The sequence below is a fragment of the Streptomyces xinghaiensis S187 genome, from assembly GCF_000220705.2.
Lineage (GTDB): Bacteria > Actinomycetota > Actinomycetes > Streptomycetales > Streptomycetaceae > Streptomyces > Streptomyces xinghaiensis.
Genome location: NZ_CP023202.1, coordinates 3,280,213 through 3,300,549 on the forward strand (window position 1 = coordinate 3,280,213; position 20,337 = coordinate 3,300,549).

The following is a 20,337-nucleotide window of genomic DNA, read 5'->3' on the forward strand; positions in this document are numbered from 1 at the left end:
AGTGATGACGACGAAACTGAAGTTCGACGGCGGCTGGTCCGCGACGGTGACAGGCGAACCGCTCGACCTCGTGCCCCGTCTCCTCGGTACCTTCCTGATCGTTTCCCCTTATGCGGACAGGGTGGAACGGGAGAAATTCCTCGCGGACACGTTCGGCAGCCAGGACTGGCTGTGGGATCTCCCTGACGTTTTCCGTTTCGCCCCGAGCGGCCGACGGCTGGTCGGGGCTGAATTCCGGATTCCGGAAGAGTCCGCCTCAGCCGAGGATTCGGCCCGCCTTCCCGTCACGCCCGAAGTACGCCCGGGCGGGCTCCGCGCAGACGAGGTCAAAGACTTCCGGCACGAAATGTGCACAGTGCTGTGCCGGGCTCCCGGCGATGCCGTGCTGACCTGCCTGCGCGATCTCGACGTCCTCGACGAGCCGCTGGAGGCCCGCATCGGCATCGCGCCCGACGTGGCGCTCCTCGTCCAGCACGGCACCGTCGTCGGCTGGAGCCTCACCGATCCCGCGCGCTACCTGACCACCGCCTACGCCGACCCCGACCCCGACCCGCCCTCCCCCGCCACCCGTCGCCTGCTCACCGAGTGCCTGAACCTGGTCACCACGCCACTGGTCGACGACCTGGTGGACGGCGAACCGGCCGCCCTGGCCCGCCTCCGGGCCGCTGACGAAGCCCTGCGCAACCAACAGGAGGACCGGCACCGGGCCGACGCCCTCCGCGACCTCATCGCCACCATGGTCGACGACTACGGAAACTGGTGACCGAGTTCGACACGGGGCGTTCCCGTGCCATGAAGACGTCGGGGACGAGGCGGCATTCGCCATGAGACTCACCCTCGACGGCGGCGACTGGAACGCGACGGTGACCGGCGATCCCCTCCGCATCACCCCGCGCTTCGACTTCCCGGGCCAATGCGTGCGCATCGCGGAGTACGCGGACGTGGAGCAATGGCAGCGCTTCCTCACGGACACCTTCGGCAGCCAGGCATGGCTGTGGGACGATCCCGACGAGCTCCGGTTCGCCCCGGACACCCGCGAACTGGCCGGCGCAGCATTTCGATTGCCCGGTACCTGACCACGGGATTCGCCGCCCCCGGCCCCAACCCACCCTCTCCCGCCACCCGCCGGCTACTCACTGCCTGCCTGGACCTGACCACCACACCGCTGCTCTACGAGGTCAAGGACCGGAACCCGGCCGCCCTGGCCCGCCTCCGCGCAGTCGACGAAGCCCTGCGCAGCCAGCGCGAGGACCGGCACTGGGCCAACGCCCTTCTTGCGCTCATCAGCAACCTGGTCGAGGACTACGCCGACCGGCCGACCGGGCAGAAACCGTGAAGGGCCAGGTCACAGCTCCGGCTCACCGGATCCGGATGCGCACCCCTGCGCTCCCCCTCATCCACGACCACGCTGCGAACTGATTGGCCATCAGAGGAGCAATACAAAAGACCAGGTCAGAAGGGTTCTGACCTGGTCGTGAGTGGAGCCGCCTTCGGGATTCGAACCCGAGACCTACGCATTACGAGTGCGTTGCTCTGGCCATCTGAGCTAAGGCGGCGAGCTGCGGCGACGACCCGGCCTCGCGGCACACGGGGGGTGTCGGCAACAGCGCCAAGTCTACACAGTGCGGGAGGGTGCCCCGTACCGGGTTGTGACCGGCCCGGCGGCTGCCCTGCCCGTACCGCTGTGGGACCGCCCGTTCGTCCTCGGCCTGCCGCCCGGCCCCGCGCCTCCCCGTCTCAGGTGCACTTCGTGCCGTCCGACGGAGGCTTGCCCCGCAGCAGGTACGTGTTGACCGCCTGGTCCACGCAGGCGCTGCCGCGCCCGTACGCCGTGTGGCCGTCGCCGTCGTAGGTCAGGAGGGTGCCCGAGGAGAGCTGGCCGGCCAGGCCGCGGGACCAGATGTACGGGGTCGCCGGGTCGCGGGTGGTGCCGATGACCACGATCGGCGCCGCGCCCTCCGCCTCGATGCGGTGGGGCTTGCCCGTCGGCTCGACCGGCCAGTACGCGCAGTTCAGCGCGGACCACGCCAGCCCCTCGCCGAAGACCGGGGACGCCTTCCGGAACGACGCCGTGTGCTTCCGCACCTCCTCCGGGCTCGTGAAGGAGGCCGGGAGGTCCAGGCAGTTGACGGCCGGGTTCGCGTACATGAGGTTCTCGTACGAGCCGTCCTCATCCCGCTCGTAGTACAGGTCCGCGAGCTGGAGGAGGGCGTCGCCGCGGCCCTCCATCGCGGACTGCAGGGCCATGCGGAGCCGGGGCCACGCCCCCTCGTCGTACATCGCGGCGATCACGCCCGTGGTGGCCAGCGACTCGCCCAGCTCCCGGCCCTCGCCCGCGGGGACGGGCCGGGCGTCGAGCTTCTCGAAGAACGCCCGGAGGCGCTTGCGCGCGTCGTCGACGCTCTTGTCGCCGAGCGGGCAGTCGTCGCCGCGCAGGCAGTCCTCGGCGAAGGCGGTGAAGGCGGTGCCGAAGCCGGCCGTCTGGTCGCGGTTCATCTGCACGGACGACAGGGAGGGGTCCATCGCGCCGTCGAAGACCATCCGGCCGACGCGGTCCGGGAAGAGCCCGGCGTACGTCGCGCCGAGGAAGGTGCCGTACGAGGCCCCGACATAGGTCAGTTTCCCGTCGCCCAGCGCTTCGCGCAGCAGGTCCATGTCGCGGGCCGACTCCGTGGTGGAGACGTGCCCCAGGACGTCACCCGTGTGCCGCTCGCAGCCCTCGGCGAACTTCTTGTACGAGGCGACGAGCGCGTCCGTCTCCCGCTTGTCGTCGGGGGTGATGTCGACCTGGGTGTAGACGTCCATCGCCCGGTCCGTGAGGCACTTGACCGGCTCGCTGCGGGCCACCCCGCGCGGGTCGACGGCCACCATGTCGTAGCGGGCGCGCACCGGCTCCGGGTAGCCGACGGCCGCGTAGGACTGCAGGTAGCCGACCGCCGAGCCGCCCGGGCCGCCCGGGTTGACCAGCAGTGATCCGAGGCGCTTCCCCGGGCCGGCCGCCTTCTTGCGCGATACGGCGAGCCGGACGTCCCGGCCCTCACCCGGCTTGTCGTAGTCGAGGGGCGCCTTGAGGGTGGCGCACTGGAAGCCGGCGGCTCCGCAGGCCCGCCAGCGCAGCTTCTGTTCGTAGTACGGCTTGAGGGCCGGCGGGACGGCGGCGGGCAGGGGCTTCAGCACCTCACTGGTGCCGGGCATGCGCCCGGGGCCGCCGGGGCCCGAGGCCGAGATCTCCGTGTCGGCGCCGGACGAGCAGCCGGAGAGCAGCAGGACGGCGGACACGATGAGGGCACCGGCGGTACGGCGCGGTCGGCGGCTGGTGTCCATGGGTACCCCTCGGGTCGGCGCGTTCTCGGTGTGCGGCGCTTACTCGGCGTCCGGCGGGCCGGCGCGCGGGACGCGTGCGGCGCGGAGGTGCCACCGGGGCGGCACGCGCGGCGGGGATGGTGTCACCGGTGGCCCGGGCACCGCCTCGGTGGTGCGTGACGATCTGCGGCTTCTGTTCGGAGCGTAACCGTACGGGCTCTCGGGGACGCGGCCCATGGGGCCCGTACGAGTGAGCGAGCGCGGGCGCGGCCGGACAGCGGGACGCCGGACGGGCGGGCAGAGGGGGTGCGGACGGGCGGGCAGGAGAACGGCGGACGGGTGGAGAGCCGCGGCACGGCCGGGCAGGCGGAGCGAGCCCCGGATGCACCGAGGCGCCCGGGCGTCCCGGTTGCCCGGGCCCGCGGCCGCCCGGATCAGCCCGCGCGCAGCGCCAGCGTCATGGCCTCCACGGCCAGCAGCGGGGCGACATTGCGGTCCAGGGCACGGCGGCAGGCCAGGATCGCCTCGATCCGGCGCAGCGTCCGCTCCGGGGTGGACCCGCGGGCTATCCGCTCCAGGGCGTCGCGCTGCTCGGTGTTGGCGATGGCCACCGGGGAGCCGAACTGCAGGGCGAGCACATCGCGGTAGAAGCCGGTGAGGTCGGTCAGCGCGAGGTCGAGGGTGTCGCGCTGGGTGCGGGTGCCGCGGGTCTTCTGCCGCTTCTCCAGGTCCTTCATCACCCCGGCCGTGCCGCGCGGCAGCCGGCCGCCCGGTCCGGCGGCCGCGCCGAGGGCGGCGCGCAGCTCCTCGGTCTCCTTGGTGTCGACCTCCTCCGCGACCTGCTTGGCGTCCTCGGCGGCGGCATCCACCAGTTCCTGGGCGGCCTTGAGGCAGCCCCCGATGTCGTCGACGCGGAGCGGCAGCTTCAGCACGGCGGCGCGGCGGGACCGGGCCCGCTCGTCGGTGGCCAGCCGGCGGGCGCGGCCGATGTGGCCCTGGGTGGCGCGGGCCGCCGCGTGGGCGAGCTCCGGCTCGATGCCGTCCCGCCGCATCAGCAGGTCGGCGACCGCGTCCACCGGCGGGGTGCGCAGGGTGAGATGGCGGCAGCGCGAGCGGATCGTCGGCAGGACGTCCTCCACCGACGGCGCGCACAGCAGCCAGACCGTGCGGGGCGCGGGCTCCTCGACGGCCTTCAGCAGGACGTTGCCCGAGCCCTCGGTGAGCCGGTCGGCGTCCTCCAGCACGATTACCTGCCAGCGGCCGGCGGACGGGGAGAGCTGCGCGCGCCGTACGAGTTCGCGGGTCTCCTTGACGCCGATGGAGAGCAGATCCGTGCGGACGATCTCCACATCGGCGTGGGTGCCGATGAGGGCGGTGTGGCAGCCGTCGCAGAAGCCGCAGCCGGGGGCCGCGCCCAGGGCCCGGTCGGGGCTGACGCACTGCAGCGCGGCGGCGAAGGCGCGGGCGGCGGTGGAGCGGCCGGAACCGGGCGGTCCGGTGAACAGCCAGGCGTGGGTCATCCGGGAGGTCGAACGGTCGCCGTCCGGGGGCCCGGAGGCCGGGAACGGAGCCGGGGCCTCCGCCTCCGCCGCGGCCCCGGTGGGACGGCTGCCCGTACCGAAGCGGTGGTCCGCGCGCTCCTCGGCGCCCGCGGTCTCCGCCGCCGTGACGTACGCGTCCGCGTCCCGGGCGGCCGCGGTGAGCGTCTCCGTCACCCGGTCCTGGCCGACCAGGTCGTCCCACACCGCCATGACCGCCACCCCTCTCCACCGGTTCCTGTCCGTACGCCCTCGCGGCTCCCCATTGTGGTGCACCGCGCCGACAACCGGCGCCGGCCGGGGCCGGCCGGTGGCGTCATGCCTGCGCACCGGGTCCGGGGGCGACTGGTGCCGGACCCCGTCGGCCGCCCCGCCCTGGCCGCTCCGCGAGCTCCCGGGCGGTCCCGGGAAGTGCCGGGTAGCCCCGGGCGGTCCTGGGCGGACCCCGGTGGTTCCGGGTGATCCCGGGCGGTCCCGGGCAGTCCGGACGAGGTCTCGGGTAGCTCCGGGTCCCGGCCCTGGCGCCGGCTGCCGCCGGGCGCAGCCGTCCGCGCGGTCGGCCGCTCCCGCAACCGGCCCCTGGCTTCGCGCCCGGGGCGCCCCGCCTGCGGCGCGCCGGCTCGTACGGGCCACCGCCCCCGCAGGCTCCGGAAAGCCGTGGGCCGTGCCGGCCCAGGCCGAGCCCGGAAGGCTCCGCGGCACCGACCCGGACAGCCCTCGACGCACCGGCGCCCGGCGGCACGTGGCCGGCCGGGCACCCCGGTGAGGTGGTACAGCGGTGCCGTGGTGAAGCGGTGATCCGGCGTACCGGGGCGGGAACGCCGCCCGGCCATGTCAGCCCCTGCGGCCGCCCCGCCGCCGGCCGTCGTCCTCGTCGTCCCTCGGGCCGAGGAGTTCGTCGGCGAGGGTCGGGAGGTCGTCGAGCGGGGTCTCCTCCGCCCAGTCCGGGCGGGGCCGGCCGCCGCGGCGCCCCGGCTTCCGTCCGGAGCGGCCCGTGGTGGCGCCCCGGGAGGTGTCCTCGTCCGGGTTGACCTGCGGGAGTTCCCGGGTCCGCTCGGCGTCCGGGTCCGGGTCCGGGCCCGCGTCCGGGCCGGGCGTCCGGCCGTTCCCGTCCTCCTCGCGGAACAGCCACGGCGGTACGCGGTCCGCCACGTCACCCTGCCGGTCCGGACGGGCGGACGGCGCCGGATGCGCTCCCGACCGCTCACCGCGCGGCTCGCCCTCCCCGGGACGCACCGGCGGGAGGACGGCCGTCTCGTCGGCGGCGTCACTCCCCCGGCCGGGGCCCGCCTCCGGCACCTGCGGCAGGACGGCCGTCTCGTCGGTCTCGGAGGCGCGCGGCAGGACGGCCGTCTCCTCGGCGTCCGGTACCGGCCGGTCGGCCCGGGGTGTGGGGACCGGCTGCGTGGCCTCCGTCTCCGGGGCGCGCGGGGCGTCCGGCTTCCGGGGGGACGGCTCGCTCGCGACGGGGGCCTGCGTCTGCACCGTCGGCGCGTCGTCCGGCGGGGCGGCAGCGGTACCGCCCGCCTCGCCGCCCGCCGTTCCGGCCGCGGCGGCGGTGGCGGCCTCGGCCGCCTGCCGTTCCCGCTCCGCCCGCAGCAGCGCCTCCTCGGCCTTCCGCTGCTTCTCCAGCCGGCGCTCCTCGGCCTCCCGGCGCAGCCGCTCCTCCTCGGCCTGCTGACGGCGGACCCGCTCCTGCTCGGCGCGGCGCTCCGCCTCCTCGGCCTCGCGGCGGACGCGTTCCTCCTCGGCGCGGCGCTGTGCCTCCTCGGCGAGCCGGCGGGCCTCCTCCGCCTGGCGGCGGGCCTCCGCCACCCGGGCCTCCTCGGCCTCGCGCCGCTTGCGCTCCTCCTCCTCGGCGCGCAGCCGGGCGAGCTGCTCCTGCCGCTCCCGCTCCAGCCGCTCCTCCTCGGCCTTGCGCGCGGCCTCCTCCTCGGCGCGGCGGCGGGCCTCCTCCTCGGCGGCCCGCCGGGCCTCCTCGCGGGCCCGGATCTCGGCCTCGGAGAGCGGCAGCACCTGGTCGAGCCGGTGCCGTACGGCGGTGGTGACGGCCTCGGGCTCCTGCCCGGCGTCCACGACCAGATAGCGCGCGGGGTCGGCGGCGGCCAGTGCCAGGAAGCCGGACCGCACCCGCTGGTGGAACTCGGGCGGCTCGGACTCCAGCCGGTCCGGCGCCTCGGTGAAGCGCTCGCGGGCGGTCTCGGGAGAAACGTCGAGCAGCACGGTCAGATGCGGCACGAGACCGTCGGTGGCCCACCGGCTGATCCGGGCGATCTCGGTCGGTGACAGGTCGCGGCCCGCGCCCTGGTAGGCGACGGACGAGTCGATGTAGCGGTCGCTGATGACGACGGCGCCGCGTTCGAGCGCGGGCCGTACGACGCTGTCGACGTGTTCGGCGCGGTCGGCCGCGTACAGCAGGGCCTCCGAGCGCGGCGAGATCCCGGACGAGGAGACGTCCAGCAGGATCGAGCGGAGCCGCTTGCCGATCGCCGTGGCACCGGGCTCCCGGGTGACGACGACCTCGTGGCCCTTGGCGCGGATCCAGTCGGCCAGCGCCTCGACCTGGGTGGACTTGCCCGCTCCGTCGCCGCCCTCCAGGGCGATGAAGAAGCCGTTGCCGGCCGGTGCGCGCCGGTCGGGGTCGCCGCCGCGCAGTGCGTCGCGCAGGTCGCGGCGGAGCGGTACGCCGGACCGGTCGTCGGTCCGGATCAGGACCAGCGCGGCGACGGGCAGCAGCAGCGCTCCGGTCAGCATCAGCGCGAAGCCGGCGCCGCCGTGCGCGAAGACGAAGGAGCCGCTCTCCAGCCGGTGTTCCCCGATCGCCCCGGCGAGCAGCGGTGCCGCCACCACCGCGACGGCGACGAACACCCGTACGACGGCGTGCAGATGGTCGGTCGTCCGGCCGCGCCGGCTCTCCTCGGTCTCCTGGTCGAGCAGCGTGTGCCCGGTGTTCGCGGCGATGCCCGCGGCGGTGCCCGCGACGAGGGCCAGGAAGAGGACGGTCGCCGGGTCGGGCGTGAGGCCGACCGCGAGCAGCGCCAGCCCGGTGAGCGCGATGGACAGCGCCAGCATCCGCCGCCGCGACAGCGCGGGCAGCACCTTCGGCGCGCTGCGGATACCGAGGACGGTGCCGCCGGTCAGGGCCAGCACGAGCAGGGCGAAGCCGACCGGGCCTCCGCCCAGGTCGTCGATGTGCAGCAGGGACACCGCGACGGCCGCGGCGATCGCGGCGGCGACGGTCGCGGAGGCGGCCACCAGCAGCGGGACGGCGCCCGTGCGTCCCTTGTCGGCCGTGCGCCCCTTGTCGCCCGTGGCGCCGCTCCTGGGCCGGCGCAGCCCTTCCAGGGGGGAGCGCACCCGGGGCGTCCGTCCGCCGGGCAGTTCGACGAAGTAGAGGATCGACACGCAGGCGGCGAAGAGCCCGGCCGCCACATAGGAGCCGAGCGCGGCCTGGTGCAGATGGAACCACGTGACGACGGCACCGAGCAGGTTGCTGAAGAGCGTGATGGTGGCGAAGGCCGCCGCGGCCAGCGGCAGCGCCACGAAGCCGGTGCGCAGCGAGAGCCGGCGCAGCGCGTCGAGATTGTCCGGAAGCGGCCGTACGGCGGCGTCGCCGGCCGGTACGGACGGCAGCAGCGCGGGGGCGGCGCTCTCCCGGCAGATGGTCCAGAGGCGTTCGGCGACCCCGGTGACGAAGACGGTGACCAGCAGGACGGCGGTGGCCTCGCCGGGTGTCCAGTCGATCCACAGCGGGGCGACGACGAGAAGCGCCACCCGCAGACCGTCGGCGGTCATCATGGTCCAGCGGCGGTCCAGCGGTCCGCCGCCGGTCCCGCTCTTCTTCTTCCGGGCCGTGGTTCCCCCGGCGCCCTTCCCGGGCTTCTCCGGTTCCCCGGGCCCGCCGGGCTCCTCCGGGCCGGACTCGCCGTCCGGCTCCTCCCGCGTCTCCCGCCGTCCGGGCTCCGGCTTCTTCTCACCGGTCCCGATCAGGGAGGTCAGCGGCCCCAGGAGTACCGCCCCGAAGAGCAGCGTCGCCAGGATGCGGGCCCCGAACACCGCCGCGACCGCGAAGGCCGCACCGCGGTACCCGGCGCCGAAGGTGCCCGCCGCCACCGCCGCCTGATAGGTCAGCACCAGCAGCACCAGCAGGGCCAGTGCGTCTCCGACGCCGCCGACGAGCTGGGCGCTCCAGAGCCGCCTCAGCGGTGGGAACCGCAGCAGGGCTCGCACGGCGCGTTCGCGGGAGTCTGCGGCAAGGTGGTCCGAGGGGGGACTCACGACCGTTGGCTGCTCGGCTCGCGTCATCCGGCCAGCCTATCCGGACTGGCCGAATCCATGCCGCCCCGTCCGAACATGCGGCCGTACTTTCCGGAAACGGCCGGCCGCGGGCCCTCGGCGGGCCCGTCGCGGGCGGCGGTCCGGTGGCCGGACGCGGCACGTCCGGCCCGCGGACACCGCCCGCCCCTCCGGCTACTCGGTACCGTCGGCCGCGGAACCGCTCTTGGCCGCCGCCTTCTTGGGGGTCTTGGCGGTGGTCTTCTTCGCCGCCGGTTTCTTGGCCGCCGTCGTCTTCTTCGCGGCCGTCTTCTTGGCCGCGGCCTTTTTCGCCGGGGCCTTCTTGGCGGTGGCGGCGCTCTTCTTCGCCGGTGCCTTCTTGGCCGTCTTCTTGGCGGGCCCCTTGGCGCGCTTTTCGGCCAGGAGTTCGTACCCGCGCTCCGGGGTGAGCGTCTCGATGTCGTCGTCCCGGCGCAGCGTCGCGTTGGTCTCGCCGTCCGTGACGTACGGGCCGAAGCGGCCGTCCTTGACGACGACGGGCCGCTCGCTGACCGGGTCGGTGCCGAGCTCCTTCAGCGGCGGCTTGGCCGCGCCCCGGCCGCGCTGCTTGGGCTTGGAGTAGATCTCCAGCGCCTCTTCGAGCGTCAGGGTGAAGAGCTGCTCCTCCCGCTCCAGGGAGCGCGAGTCGGTGCCCTTCTTCAGGTACGGGCCGTAGCGGCCGTTCTGCGCGGTGATCTCCTCGCCCGAGGCGGGGTCCGTGCCGACGACCCGGGGCAGCGACATCAGCTTGAGAGCGTCCTCCAGCGTCACCGTGTCCAGGGACATCGACTTGAAGAGCGAGGCGGTGCGCGGCTTGACGGCGTTCTTGCCCGTCTTGGGCGTGTCCTCGGGCAGGATCTCCGTGACGTACGGGCCGTAGCGGCCGTCCTTGGCGACGATCTTTCGGCCCGTCTCCGGGTCGGTGCCGAGTTCGAAGTCACCGCTCGGCTTGGCCAGCAGCTCCTCGGCGAGCTCGACGGTCAGCTCGTCCGGCGGGAGGTCGTCGGGGACGTCGGCGCGCTGCCCCGGCTCCGGCTTGCCGCCCTCCTCGGCGGGCGGCGCGGGGCGCTCGACGTAGGGCCCGTAGCGGCCGACGCGCAGGACGATGCCGTTGCCGACGGGGAACGAGGAGACCTCGCGGGCGTCGATCGCGCCGAGGTCGGTGACCAGTTCCTTGAGGCCGCCGAGGTGGTCGCCGTCGCCGTTGCCCGCCTCGGCCGCGGCACCGCTGCCGGCCTCGTCGGCGCCGAAGTAGAAGCGGCGCAGCCACGGCACGGACTGGGCCTCGCCCGCGGCGATGCGGTCGAGGTCGTCCTCCATGCGGGCGGTGAAGTCGTAGTCGACGAGGCGGCCGAAGTGCTTCTCCAGCAGGCCGACGACGGCGAAGGAGAGGAAGGACGGCACCAGGGCCGTGCCCTTTTTGAAGACGTAACCGCGGTCGAGGATGGTGCTGATGATCGAGGCGTAGGTCGACGGGCGGCCGATCTCGCGCTCCTCCAGCTCCTTGACCAGCGACGCCTCGGTGTAGCGGGCCGGGGGCTTGGTGGCGTGGCCGTCGGCGGTGATCTCCCGTGCGGTGAGCGGGTCGCCCTCGGAGACCTGCGGGAGGCGGCGCTCGCGGTCGTCGAGTTCGGCGTTGGGGTCGTCGGCGCCCTCGACGTAGGCCTTGAGGAAGCCGTGGAAGGTGATGATCTTGCCGGAGGCGGAGAACTCGGCGTCCCGGCCGTCGCTCGCGCGCCCGCCGGTCTTCACGGTGACGGACTGGCCGACGGCGTCCTTCATCTGGGAGGCGACGGTCCGCTTCCAGATGAGCTCGTACAGCCGGAACTGGTCGCCGGTGAGGCCCGTCTCGGCGGGGGTGCGGAAGCGGTCGCCGGAGGGGCGGATCGCCTCGTGCGCCTCCTGCGCGTTCTTGACCTTGCCCGCGTACATCCGCGGCTTCTCGGGCAGGTAGTCGGCGCCGTAGAGCTGGGTGACCTGGGCACGGGCGGCGGCCACCGCGGTCTCGGAGAGCGTCGTGGAGTCCGTACGCATGTACGTGATGAAGCCGTTCTCGTACAGCTTCTGCGCGACCTGCATCGTCGACTTGGCGCCGAAGCCCAGCTTGCGCGACGCCTCCTGCTGGAGGGTGGTGGTGCGGAACGGCGCGTAGGGCGAGCGCCGGTACGGCTTGGACTCGACCGAGCGGACGGTGAAGGCGGCGCCCTCCAGGGCGGCGGCCAGCTCGCGCGCGGCGGTCTCGTCGAGGTGGAGGACCTGCGAGCCCTCCTTGAGCGTGCCGGTGGAGCCGAAGTCGCGGCCGGTGGCGACGCGGCGGCCGTCGACCGTGGTGAGGCGGGCGCCGAAGGTGCCGGGATCGGTGGCGTCACCCGTGCGGCCGGTGGCGAAGGTGCCGGTGAGGTCCCAGTACTCGGCCGAGCGGAAGGCGATGCGCTCGCGCTCCCGTTCGACGACGAGCCGGGTGGCGACGGACTGCACACGGCCGGCCGACAGCCGCGGCATGACCTTCTTCCACAGCACCGGAGAGACCTCGTAGCCGTACAGGCGGTCGAGGATCCGGCGGGTCTCCTGGGCGTCGACGAGGCGCTTGTTCAGCTCGCGCGGGCTGCGCACGGCGGCCTGGATGGCGTCCTTGGTGATCTCGTGGAAGACCATCCGGCGGACGGGGACCTTGGGCTTGAGGACTTCCTGCAGATGCCAGGCGATGGCCTCGCCCTCGCGGTCCTCATCGGTGGCCAGGAAGAGCTCGTCGGACTCCGCCAGCAGCTCCTTGAGCTTGTTGACCTGGCTCTTCTTGTCCGCGTTGACGACATAGATCGGCTGGAAGTCCTGGTCGACGTTGACGCCGAGCCGGGCCCAGGACTCGCCCTTGTACTTCGCGGGGATCTCTGCGGCGACTTTGGGCAGATCGCGGATGTGCCCGACGCTCGCCTCGACGACATAACCCGGGCCGAGATAGCCCTTGATCGTCTTCGCCTTGGCAGGCGACTCGACGATGACGAGTCGGCGGCCGCCCTTCGCGGTCTCGCTGGTCGGGGACAACTTCGCTCTTCTCTCCGGTCGACGCTCGGTGAATATCACTGCCACTTCTGTGACGGCGTTGTCATGACGATGCGGAGTGTGACGGTACCTCCCGCCCCGCTGTCAAGCGGAAAAAGCCCGCAACGCCACTCGAACGGTAACCCGACAAGGGGCGTGCGTGCCGCCGTACCGCGAGGACCCCGCCAACCTCACATCCCGGGGCCGGGAGCCCACAGGTGCTTGCCAGCGCCCGGAGCCCGGCTGGCAGGATGGCGGGTGCCGGGGGTGTTCCCGGCGGCGCGCGCCGCGCGTTCAGTCATTCGCACTCACGGGGGGAAGCCCATGTCCAATCCCTACGGCCCGCCGCCGCAGGACCCCAACAGCGGCTACGGATACCCGCAGCAGGGCCAGCAGCAGGGCGGCCAGCAGCCGTACGGCCAGCCCGGTTACGGCTACCCGCAGCAGGGCCAGCAGCCCGGCTACGGTTACCCGCAGCAGCAGCCCGTGGCCCCCGGCCAGTACACCGGGGACCCCAACGCCCCGTACGGCTACGACCCCTACGGCCGGCCCTACTCGGATAAGTCGAAGATCGTCGCCGGGGTCCTGCAGCTCTTCATCGGCACCCTCGGCATCGGCCGGTTCTACACCGGCCACACCGGTATGGCGCTCGGCCAGCTGTTCACCCTGGGCGGCTGCGGCATCTGGGCCCTGATCGACGGCATCATGCTGCTCACCGGCCAGCCCACCGACGCCCAGGGCCGTCCGCTGCGTGGCTGACGGCGGTATGGCCGGCAGCGGTATGACCGGCAGCGGTGCGGCCGGTGGCTCCACTGTCACCGGCGGCGCGGTCGGCGGAGGCCCTGCCGGCGGAGGCGCTGCCGGCGGAGGCGTGCGGACGGCGCTCCGCAAGGCGGCCTCGCACCCGGCCGCGGCACCGCTCTCGGTGCTGGCGGCCGGGGCCGCCGGGGCCGTCCACCTCTACGGCACGAACCCCCATGAGGCGGGGCAGTGGTTGCTGCGCTGCCCCTTCAACTGGCTGACCGGCCTGGACTGCCCCACCTGCGGCGCGACCCGCATGGTGTACGACCTGATGCACGGCGATGTGGTCGCGGCCTTCCACGACAACGCGGCCCTGCTGGTCCTCGGCGTCCCCGCCGGCCTGTTCCTCGGCTGGCGCTGGGTGCGAGAAGGGCTGCGCGGCCGGCGCTACCGTCCCTCGCCCGGCCGGGTGCTCACCGCGGTGGCGCTGACGCTCACCGCGCTCTGGGGCATCGGGCGCAACCTGATGGGCTGACGCGAGCGGTCCGAGGCGCGGGCTGAGGACGAGCCGCCGTGAACTCCCGTGAAGGGTCCGCCCGCCGGGTCCGGCCGCCCGGATCGTCCCCTTCTCCCCGTCGTTGCATCACCGAACGATCACAATGCGTCAAACCGCACAACTGATCGGCTCTCTCCCGGGTCATGTGATCGTCGCGGTACGTCCCCAGGTCCCGCGCAGAACATTCATTCGTGAGAGAAGAGTCCCACCTCATGACGTACCCCGCTCAGCCGCCGGCCGTGGCCCCCAACGGGCAGCCGTACTCCGAGAAGTCGAAGATCGTCGCCGGCATCCTCCAGCTCTTCATCGGCACCCTCGGCATCGGCCGGTTCTACACGGGTCACACGGGGATGGCCCTCGGTCAGCTGTTCACCCTCGGAGGCTGCGGCATCTGGGCGCTGATCGACGGCATCCTCTTCCTGACCAGCAACGACCGTACGGACAGCGAGGGCCGCATCCTGCGCGGCTGACGCCCCGCCGGCTCCCCGCCGCGGCCCGCGTTCCGGATCGTACGGACGCGGGCCGCGCGCATGCCGCCGGTTGTACACCGGGCTCCTGCTGCCCACCGGCCGCGGCCCGCCGTGCCCTCCGTGCGCGGCGGACCCGCCGTCAGGCGGACAGCAGGAGCCAGCCCCCCGTGACGAGCGCGGCCGGGCCGAAGAGCAGAACCAGTGGGACCGGCAGGGGGGAACTCACCCCTTCGACCACCGGCGCACCGCTGCGCAGGCGCGTTCCCGCCCACACCAGCAATGCCGCTCCGAACAGGACGAACACTGTTCCGGCGAATATGGCCGGCCCGCTCTCCATCGCTGCGTACTCCCTAGCACCGGGCATGGTGTGCCGGAGCGTGGCACGTCCGCGCGGCGCGGGAGCGAACGCCCGGTGAACAGCAGCCTCCGCCGTACGCCCCGGCGCGTCCCCACGCCACCGGTCGACCCCGGAGCCCGGAGCCCGAACCCTGGAGCCCGGCCCCGGTCACTCCACCGGGACGAGGAACCCCTGTTCGACGAGCAGACGGACGGCTTCCGGCGTGCGGTCCCGCAGCAGCACCGGGTCCTCGCCGACGAGCTGGGCGATGGCGTCGAGGATGCGGCCCGCGCTGAGCGTCCCGTCGCACACCCCAGCGAAGCCGGCACCGACCGTGTCCACCTTCGTCGCCCGGCGCATCCCGCGGTTCTGACGGAGCACCACGTGCTCCGGGTCCTCCGCCCCGGGCAGCCCGACCTGTTCCTGCACCACGTCGTCCGCCAGCCGGAACCGCGCGGCGAGCAGCGCCGCGTCGTCCGTACGCCGCAGGAAGTCCTGGAGCGCGAAGTGGTCCAGCACGGTCTGCCCCAACGGCTGTTCGACCGGGTGCGGCCACTCCTCCGCGATGACGGACGGCCGGGCGGCGCCCGACTTGCGCACGGTGATCCAGCCGAAGCCGACGGACGTGGTCCCGCGCGCCTCGAACTCCTCCAGCCAGGCGTCGTAGCGCGCGGCGTAGGTCTCCGGACCGGCCCGGTGGTCACCGGCGTCACGCAGCCAGAGCTCCGCGTACTGCGTGACGTCCTGCACCTCGCGCTGCACGATCCAGGCGTCGCACCCGGGCGGCACCCAGGCGCGGACCCGGTCCCGCCAGTCCTCGCCCTCCCGGTGCTCCCAGTTGGCGAGGAGCTGGCAGTGGCCGCCGTCGGCGAGGTGCTCCGCCGACTGCCGGACCAGGGTCCGGCAGAGGTCGTCACCGGCCATGCCGCCGTCCCGGTAGGTCAGCCGGGCCCCCGGGGAGATGACGAAGGGCGGATTGGAGACGATCAGGTCGTAGGGCTCCTCATCGGCCACCGGCTCGTAGAGCGAGCCCTCGCGGAGATCGGCCTCGTGCGCGCCGGAGAGCGCCAGCGTCAGCCGGGCGAAGCCGAGGGCCCGCGGGTTGACGTCGGTGGCGGTGACGCGGGTGGCGTGCCGAGCGGCGTGCAGGGCCTGCAGACCGGAGCCGGTACCGAGATCCAGCGCCCGTCCGACGGGGGTCCGCACGGTGAGACCCGCGAGCGTGGTGGACGCCCCGCCCACTCCGAGGACGAGCGCGGCCCGCTCCTCACCGGCGGACCGCCCGGCGGCAGCACTCGCGCCCCCCGCGCCGCCGACGGCGCAGCCGAGGTCGGAGACGATCCACCAGTCCTCGCCCTCCGGCCCGCCGTACGGGCGGACGTCCACGGCCGCCCGCACCTCGCCGCCGTCCCGGAGCAGCCAGCCCTCGGCCAGGCAGTCGTCCGCGGGCAGCGCCGCCGATGCCTGCCCGTACTCCACCGGGCGCTGCAGCAGGAACAGCCGGACCAGGGTCTCCAGCGGCGATCCGCCACGGGTCGCCCGCAGGGCGGGCACGGTCTCGCTGCGGGCGAGGGCCGCGTAGGCCGGCGCGCCGAGCAGGTCGAGGAGCCCGTCCGCGGTGAAGGCCGCGGCCAGGAACGCCTCGCGGAGCCGGGCCGGGAGACCGGTGCCGGACCGGGGCGGCGCGGCGAGGGAGTCGTGCGGCGCGGCGTCACCGGACCCGGGTGCGCCGGAGGGGCCGGGCTGCTCGGACCGGCCGGGCTGGGGGTGCTCGTGCGTACTCACCGGCCCATTGTCGGGGCTCCGGACCGGGAACGGCGACGGCCCGGAGCCCCGGCACGCCTTCCCGGACCCGGGCCGTGCGGCACGGTCGGTCGGTCGGACGGACGGGGCCCGGCGGCCGGGCCCGTCAGGTGCTCGCGCTGGGCGAGCCGGACGGGCGCCGGCAGCCGGGCTGTTCGCTCATCGCCGCGCCAATGTCCCCGGACTGCAGCTTCCGGATGGCGTCGCCGCCGACCTTGTTGACCTTGTCGAGGTCCTCCGCGACGCCCTTCAGCCCTTCGGCGAACTCGGCCTGGTCCTTGGTGTTCAGCTTGTCGACGGAGGTCTTCAGGCCCGCGTACGCCCCTGCGGTGTCGTCGAGCTCCTTGACGGCCTCCCGCCGCGTCTTCTCACCGTCGTCGACCGGCGGGACGCCCGCCTTCTCGACCGAGTCCGACATGGCGGCGTAGGCGTCCGAGATCTTCTGGAACGCGGCCGAGTCGGCCTTCTTGATCTCCTCGGGCTTGCCGTCGGCCGCCGTGGAGGTGATGGACTGGTTCGCCTGAGCGATCTTCTCCAGCTGCGGCTGGACCTGGTCGCACACCTTCTTGGCGTAGGCGTCGACCTTCTCGTCGGTGTCGTCGCCACAGCCCGACAGCGCGAGTACGAGTGCCGCACCACCGGACAGCGCGGCCGCGAGCTTCTTGTTCACCGGATGGCCCCTTCCATGACTCTCGGCCCCGGAACATACACGGCCAAAGGCCCGGGATCGCGAGCCCGATATCCCCGAAGGGGTTTTTGCGGTCTTCTGCACCGGGCCGGTGCGAGCCGTCCGCCTCCGCTTCCGGGGCCGGGCAGACGGACGGGCGGTGCGCCGCAGCACACCGCCCGTCCACCGCCTGACCTGGCACGGACCGGCCGGAACCGGTCCGGTGCTCAGGACACCACCGCGGCCCCGGAGGGGGGATCCGACGGCTCGGACACCCGGTCGGCGTTGTTGTCTTCGTCACCCACGGCGATTCCCCGCCGCTTGGAGACGTAGACGGCGCCGATGATGATGCCGATCGCCACCAGCGCCACCAGCGCCCGGATGGCCGGACTGGTGTCGTCGCCGTAGCTGAACTGCACCACGGCCGGCGCGATCAGCAGGGCCACCAGGTTCATCACCTTCAGCAGCGGGTTGATGGCGGGGCCCGCCGTGTCCTTGAACGGGTCGCCGACGGTGTCGCCGATGACCGTCGCGGCGTGCGCCTCGCTGCCCTTGCCGCCGTGGTGCCCGTCCTCGACCAGTTTCTTGGCGTTGTCCCAGGCGCCGCCGGAGTTGGCGAGGAAGACGGCCATCAGCGTGCCCGCGCCGATGGCACCGGCGAGGAACGAACCCAGGGCGCCGACCCCGAGGCTGAAGCCGACGGCGATCGGCGCCAGTACGGCGAGCAGGCCGGGGGTGGCGAGCTCGCGCAGCGCGTCCTTGGTGCAGATGTCGACGACGCGGCCGTACTCCGGCTTCTCCGTGTAGTCCATGATCCCGGGGTGCTCGCGGAACTGCCGCCGCACCTCGTAGACCACGGCGCCCGCCGACCGCGACACCGCGTTGATCGCCAGCCCCGAGAAGAGGAAGACGACCGCGGCGCCGAGAACCAGGCCGACCAGGTTGTTCGGCTGCGAGATGTCCAGACTGAGGTTCATCTCGCCCGCGCGGGCGTTGACGTCCGCGACCGCCGTGGCGATCGCGTCCCGGTAGGAGCCGAACAGCGCGGCTGCCGCCAGGACGGCCGTGGCGATCGCGATGCCCTTGGTGATCGCCTTGGTGGTGTTGCCGACCGCGTCGAGGTCGGTGAGCACCTGGGCGCCCGCGCCCTCCACGTCGCCGGACATCTCCGCGATGCCCTGGGCGTTGTCGGAGACGGGCCCGAAGGTGTCCATGGCGACAATGACGCCGACCGTGGTCAGCAGGCCCGTCCCGGCCAGGGCGACCGCGAACAGCGCCAGCATGATCGAGGTGCCGCCGAGCAGGAACGCCCCGTAGACGCCCAGGCCGATCAGCAGCGCCGTGTACACGGCGGACTCCAGACCGACCGAGATCCCGGCCAGGACGACGGTCGCCGGCCCCGTCAGCGAGGACTTCCCGATGTCCCGGACCGGACGCCGGGTGGTCTCGGTGAAGTACCCCGTGAGCTGCTGGATGAGCGCGGCCAGCACGATGCCGATCGCGACCGCGACGAGCGCGAGGACCTGGGGGTTGCCCTCGTGCCCGGCGATGGCGATGTCCACGCCGTCCAGGTCCGCGTAGGAGGACGGCAGATAGGTGAAGACCGCCACGGCCACCAGCACGAGCGACACCACGGCGGAGATGAAGAAGCCGCGGTTGATGGCCGTCATGCCACTGCGGTCGGTGCGGCGCGGCGCCACCGCGAAGATACCGATCATGGCCGTGAGCACACCGATCGCGGGAACGATCAGCGGGAAGGCCAGACCGGCGTCACCGAAGGCGACCTTGCCGAGGATGAGCGCCGCGACCAGCGTCACGGCGTAGGACTCGAACAGGTCGGCGGCCATGCCGGCGCAGTCGCCGACGTTGTCGCCCACGTTGTCCGCGATGGTGGCGGCGTTGCGCGGGTCGTCCTCGGGGATGCCCTGCTCGACCTTGCCCACGAGGTCGGCGCCGACGTCCGCGGCCTTGGTGAAGATGCCGCCGCCGACTCGCATGAACATGGCGATCAGCGCGGCACCGAGGCCGAAGCCTTCCAGCACCTTCGGCGCGTCGGCCGCGTAGACGAGCACGACACAGCAGGCGCCCAGCAGGCCGAGGCCGACGGTGAACATGCCGACGACGCCACCGGTACGGAAGGCGATCTTCATGGCCTTGTGCGAGACGTCCGTGAGGTCCTTGGCCGGCTCGCCCTCGCCGGGAGTGGCCTCGCGCGCCGCGGCGGCCACCCGCACATTGCTCCGCACGGCCAGCCACATTCCGATATAGCCGGTCGCCGCGGAGAACAACGCGCCGATCAAGAAGAACACGGACCGCCCGATGCGCTGCGACCAGTCATCGGCCGGCAACAGCATGAGCAGGAAGAACACCACGACCGCGAATACGCTGAGGGTGCGCAGCTGCCGGGCGAGATAGGCATTCGCTCCTTCCTGTACAGCCGCCGCGATCTTCTTCATACTGTCGGTTCCCTCGCCCGCCGCCAGCACTTGACGCACCAGCATCACGGCGACACCCAGCGCGGCCAGCGCGACGAGCGCGACGACCACGACGATCAGCCGGTTGTCGGTGGTCAGTTCGGCGGCCGCGAGGGGCAGGGATGGGGAGAGGTCTTGCTGAAGAGGGGTAACGGGCCCCGCCATTCGTCCTCCTTGACGTTTGGCACATGGGCGCGCAGCACAGGGAACTGCCGCGGCACTCAGGCGTCCTGAGCAAAGATTGTGAACGGATTCTAGGGATCCGGACCGGGATCAAGACAGGGGCCATGAGGGGCAATTGACTCCCACCGGGGGAGATGAGCCGGAGAGCCCGCGATTAATTCGCCCGGACGAAGGAAATTGATCCATTCGCTGACGGTCGAATATTGCCTTTTGCTGAATCTTCAAATCCTATGAAAGGCCAGCTCAGCGGCGGTCTGTGGGAGACGTGGATCACACCACGGCCGGTGCCGCGGCCATGAGGGAGGAGAGCGGCTCGGAGCCGCGGAGACTGCGCGGACGGGCCGGCGGTACGGGCCCGTGGCGGCCCGGGGCCGGCGGGCGCGAGGCCCGGAAGGACCGCGAGCACCGGCCGGGCGGCGCGTGCTGGGAGCCCCGGGGGCCGTGAGGCCGAGAGAGCTACGGCAGGAGAGCGTCGGGGGTCGTCGGCCAGCTCATCCTGATACGGCCGCCCGTTTCGTCCGCGGACACCTCGACATCGTCGACAAGACCGCTGATGACCGCGAGACCCATCTCGTCCTCGTCCTCGGCGACGGCCTCACCCGGGGTCACGGCGCCGGGCCCGCCGTGCTCGTCCCGCCGGGGGCCGGTGGGCCGGTGGGCGACCTCGTCGGCGACCTCGATGGAGAACTTCTTCTCATCCTCGACCAGGACGACGCGCACGGGTGCCGAAACGTTGTTGCTGAGGTGCAGCCCGACAGCGCGGCTGCATGCCTCGCCGACGGCGAGTCTCACCTCGTCCAGCACGGCCTCGTCGACCCCGGCCCGACGCGCCACCGCCGCCGCCACCAGGCGCGCTGTGCGGACGTGATTGGGCAGAGCGCTGAACAAGAGCTCCACGGTGGCCATGCCATC

The 20,337-nt window shown here is 73.1% G+C and carries 15 protein-coding genes and 1 tRNA gene; 6 read left to right on the forward strand and 10 right to left on the reverse strand.

Features of this window, described 5'->3' with window-relative positions:
• Window positions 1-4: 4 nt before the first annotated feature.
• The 3 genes from SXIN_RS14000 (at window position 5) to SXIN_RS14005 (ending at window position 1,336) form a co-directional block, all read left to right on the forward strand.
• Window positions 5-763 carry a hypothetical protein gene (locus tag SXIN_RS14000; protein ID WP_019707583.1) on the forward strand — a complete coding sequence of 253 codons (759 nt, stop codon included), beginning with the start codon at window positions 5-7 and terminating at the stop codon, window positions 761-763.
• 61 nt (window positions 764-824) lie between these two features.
• On the forward strand, window positions 825-1,076 hold the full coding sequence (locus SXIN_RS32165; protein WP_019707582.1) for a hypothetical protein: 252 nt from the start codon (window positions 825-827) through the stop codon (window positions 1,074-1,076).
• Entirely contained in the window at window positions 989-1,336 is a 348-nt protein-coding gene (locus SXIN_RS14005) for a hypothetical protein (protein ID WP_238153762.1), read from the forward strand. Before SXIN_RS32165 ends, SXIN_RS14005 begins: the two co-directional genes overlap by 88 nt.
• Window positions 1,337-1,479: 143 nt before the next feature.
• Here SXIN_RS14005 and SXIN_RS14010 read toward each other — a convergent pair.
• The 5 genes from SXIN_RS14010 to topA all read right to left on the reverse strand — a co-directional run bounded on the left by SXIN_RS14010 (window position 1,480) and on the right by topA (window position 12,197).
• A tRNA-Thr gene (locus tag SXIN_RS14010) sits at window positions 1,480-1,556 on the reverse strand.
• 181 nt (window positions 1,557-1,737) lie between these two features.
• The gene (locus tag SXIN_RS14015; RefSeq protein ID WP_019707580.1) at window positions 1,738-3,324 is read right to left on the reverse strand and encodes an alpha/beta hydrolase; all 1,587 of its coding nucleotides are present in this window, start codon (window positions 3,322-3,324) and stop codon (window positions 1,738-1,740) included.
• A 413-nt stretch (window positions 3,325-3,737) separates the two neighbouring features.
• On the reverse strand, window positions 3,738-5,054 hold the full coding sequence (locus tag SXIN_RS14020; RefSeq protein ID WP_039820459.1) for a DNA polymerase III subunit delta': 1,317 nt from the start codon (window positions 5,052-5,054) through the stop codon (window positions 3,738-3,740).
• Between the two features lie 621 nt (window positions 5,055-5,675).
• Complete coding sequence (gene tmk / locus SXIN_RS14025; RefSeq protein ID WP_238153763.1) at window positions 5,676-9,146, reverse strand: dTMP kinase; 3,471 nt, start codon at window positions 9,144-9,146, stop codon at window positions 5,676-5,678.
• Window positions 9,147-9,311: 165 nt separating this feature from the next.
• A complete protein-coding gene (gene topA / locus SXIN_RS14030) occupies window positions 9,312-12,197 on the reverse strand; it encodes a type I DNA topoisomerase (protein WP_019707577.1) in 2,886 nt (961 codons plus the stop codon).
• A gap of 321 nt (window positions 12,198-12,518) precedes the next feature.
• Between topA and SXIN_RS14035 the strand changes: the two genes are divergently transcribed.
• The 3 genes from SXIN_RS14035 (at window position 12,519) to SXIN_RS14045 (ending at window position 13,961) form a co-directional block, all read left to right on the forward strand.
• Entirely contained in the window at window positions 12,519-12,953 is a 435-nt protein-coding gene (locus tag SXIN_RS14035; protein ID WP_019707576.1) for a TM2 domain-containing protein, read from the forward strand.
• 112 nt (window positions 12,954-13,065) lie between these two features.
• Window positions 13,066-13,470 (forward strand): DUF2752 domain-containing protein, encoded by a 405-nt coding sequence (locus tag SXIN_RS14040; protein WP_039820453.1) that lies wholly within the window; start codon window positions 13,066-13,068, stop codon window positions 13,468-13,470.
• Window positions 13,471-13,703: 233 nt separating this feature from the next.
• On the forward strand, window positions 13,704-13,961 hold the full coding sequence (locus SXIN_RS14045; RefSeq protein WP_019707574.1) for a TM2 domain-containing protein: 258 nt from the start codon (window positions 13,704-13,706) through the stop codon (window positions 13,959-13,961).
• Between the two features lie 139 nt (window positions 13,962-14,100).
• On the opposite strand, the gene SXIN_RS14050 is transcribed toward SXIN_RS14045, so the two are convergent.
• The 5 genes from SXIN_RS14050 to SXIN_RS14075 all read right to left on the reverse strand — a co-directional run bounded on the left by SXIN_RS14050 (window position 14,101) and on the right by SXIN_RS14075 (window position 20,331).
• Entirely contained in the window at window positions 14,101-14,325 is a 225-nt protein-coding gene (locus SXIN_RS14050) for a hypothetical protein (protein ID WP_420341047.1), read from the reverse strand.
• 141 nt (window positions 14,326-14,466) lie between these two features.
• Window positions 14,467-15,933, reverse strand: a complete 1,467-nt coding sequence (locus SXIN_RS14055) for a DUF7059 domain-containing protein (protein ID WP_095758042.1) — start codon at window positions 15,931-15,933, stop codon at window positions 14,467-14,469.
• 274 nt (window positions 15,934-16,207) lie between these two features.
• Window positions 16,208-16,771 carry a hypothetical protein gene (locus SXIN_RS14060; RefSeq protein WP_019707571.1) on the reverse strand — a complete coding sequence of 188 codons (564 nt, stop codon included), beginning with the start codon at window positions 16,769-16,771 and terminating at the stop codon, window positions 16,208-16,210.
• A gap of 224 nt (window positions 16,772-16,995) precedes the next feature.
• Window positions 16,996-19,407 (reverse strand): sodium-translocating pyrophosphatase, encoded by a 2,412-nt coding sequence (locus SXIN_RS14065; protein ID WP_019707570.1) that lies wholly within the window; start codon window positions 19,405-19,407, stop codon window positions 16,996-16,998.
• Between the two features lie 474 nt (window positions 19,408-19,881).
• Window positions 19,882-20,331 carry an ATP-binding protein gene (locus tag SXIN_RS14075; protein ID WP_039820447.1) on the reverse strand — a complete coding sequence of 150 codons (450 nt, stop codon included), beginning with the start codon at window positions 20,329-20,331 and terminating at the stop codon, window positions 19,882-19,884.
• Between the last annotated feature and the right edge of the window lie 6 nt (window positions 20,332-20,337).

What these genes read in the sequence shown, in the direction of transcription:
- SXIN_RS14000 (WP_019707583.1), top strand. Translation starts at nt 5, where the DNA reads ATGACGACGAAACTGAAGTTCGACGGCGGCTGGTCCGCGACGGTGACA.
- SXIN_RS32165 (WP_019707582.1), top strand. Translation starts at nt 825, where the DNA reads ATGAGACTCACCCTCGACGGCGGCGACTGGAACGCGACGGTGACCGGC.
- SXIN_RS14005 (WP_238153762.1), top strand. Translation starts at nt 989, where the DNA reads ATGGCTGTGGGACGATCCCGACGAGCTCCGGTTCGCCCCGGACACCCG.
- SXIN_RS14015 (WP_019707580.1), bottom strand. Translation starts at nt 3,324, where the DNA reads ATGGACACCAGCCGCCGACCGCGCCGTACCGCCGGTGCCCTCATCGTG.
- SXIN_RS14020 (WP_039820459.1), bottom strand. Translation starts at nt 5,054, where the DNA reads ATGGCGGTGTGGGACGACCTGGTCGGCCAGGACCGGGTGACGGAGACG.
- tmk (WP_238153763.1), bottom strand. Translation starts at nt 9,146, where the DNA reads ATGACGCGAGCCGAGCAGCCAACGGTCGTGAGTCCCCCCTCGGACCAC.
- SXIN_RS14035 (WP_019707576.1), top strand. Translation starts at nt 12,519, where the DNA reads ATGTCCAATCCCTACGGCCCGCCGCCGCAGGACCCCAACAGCGGCTAC.
- SXIN_RS14045 (WP_019707574.1), top strand. Translation starts at nt 13,704, where the DNA reads ATGACGTACCCCGCTCAGCCGCCGGCCGTGGCCCCCAACGGGCAGCCG.
- SXIN_RS14050 (WP_420341047.1), bottom strand. Translation starts at nt 14,325, where the DNA reads ATGCCCGGTGCTAGGGAGTACGCAGCGATGGAGAGCGGGCCGGCCATA.
- SXIN_RS14065 (WP_019707570.1), bottom strand. Translation starts at nt 19,407, where the DNA reads ATGGCGGGGCCCGTTACCCCTCTTCAGCAAGACCTCTCCCCATCCCTG.
- SXIN_RS14075 (WP_039820447.1), bottom strand. Translation starts at nt 20,331, where the DNA reads ATGGCCACCGTGGAGCTCTTGTTCAGCGCTCTGCCCAATCACGTCCGC.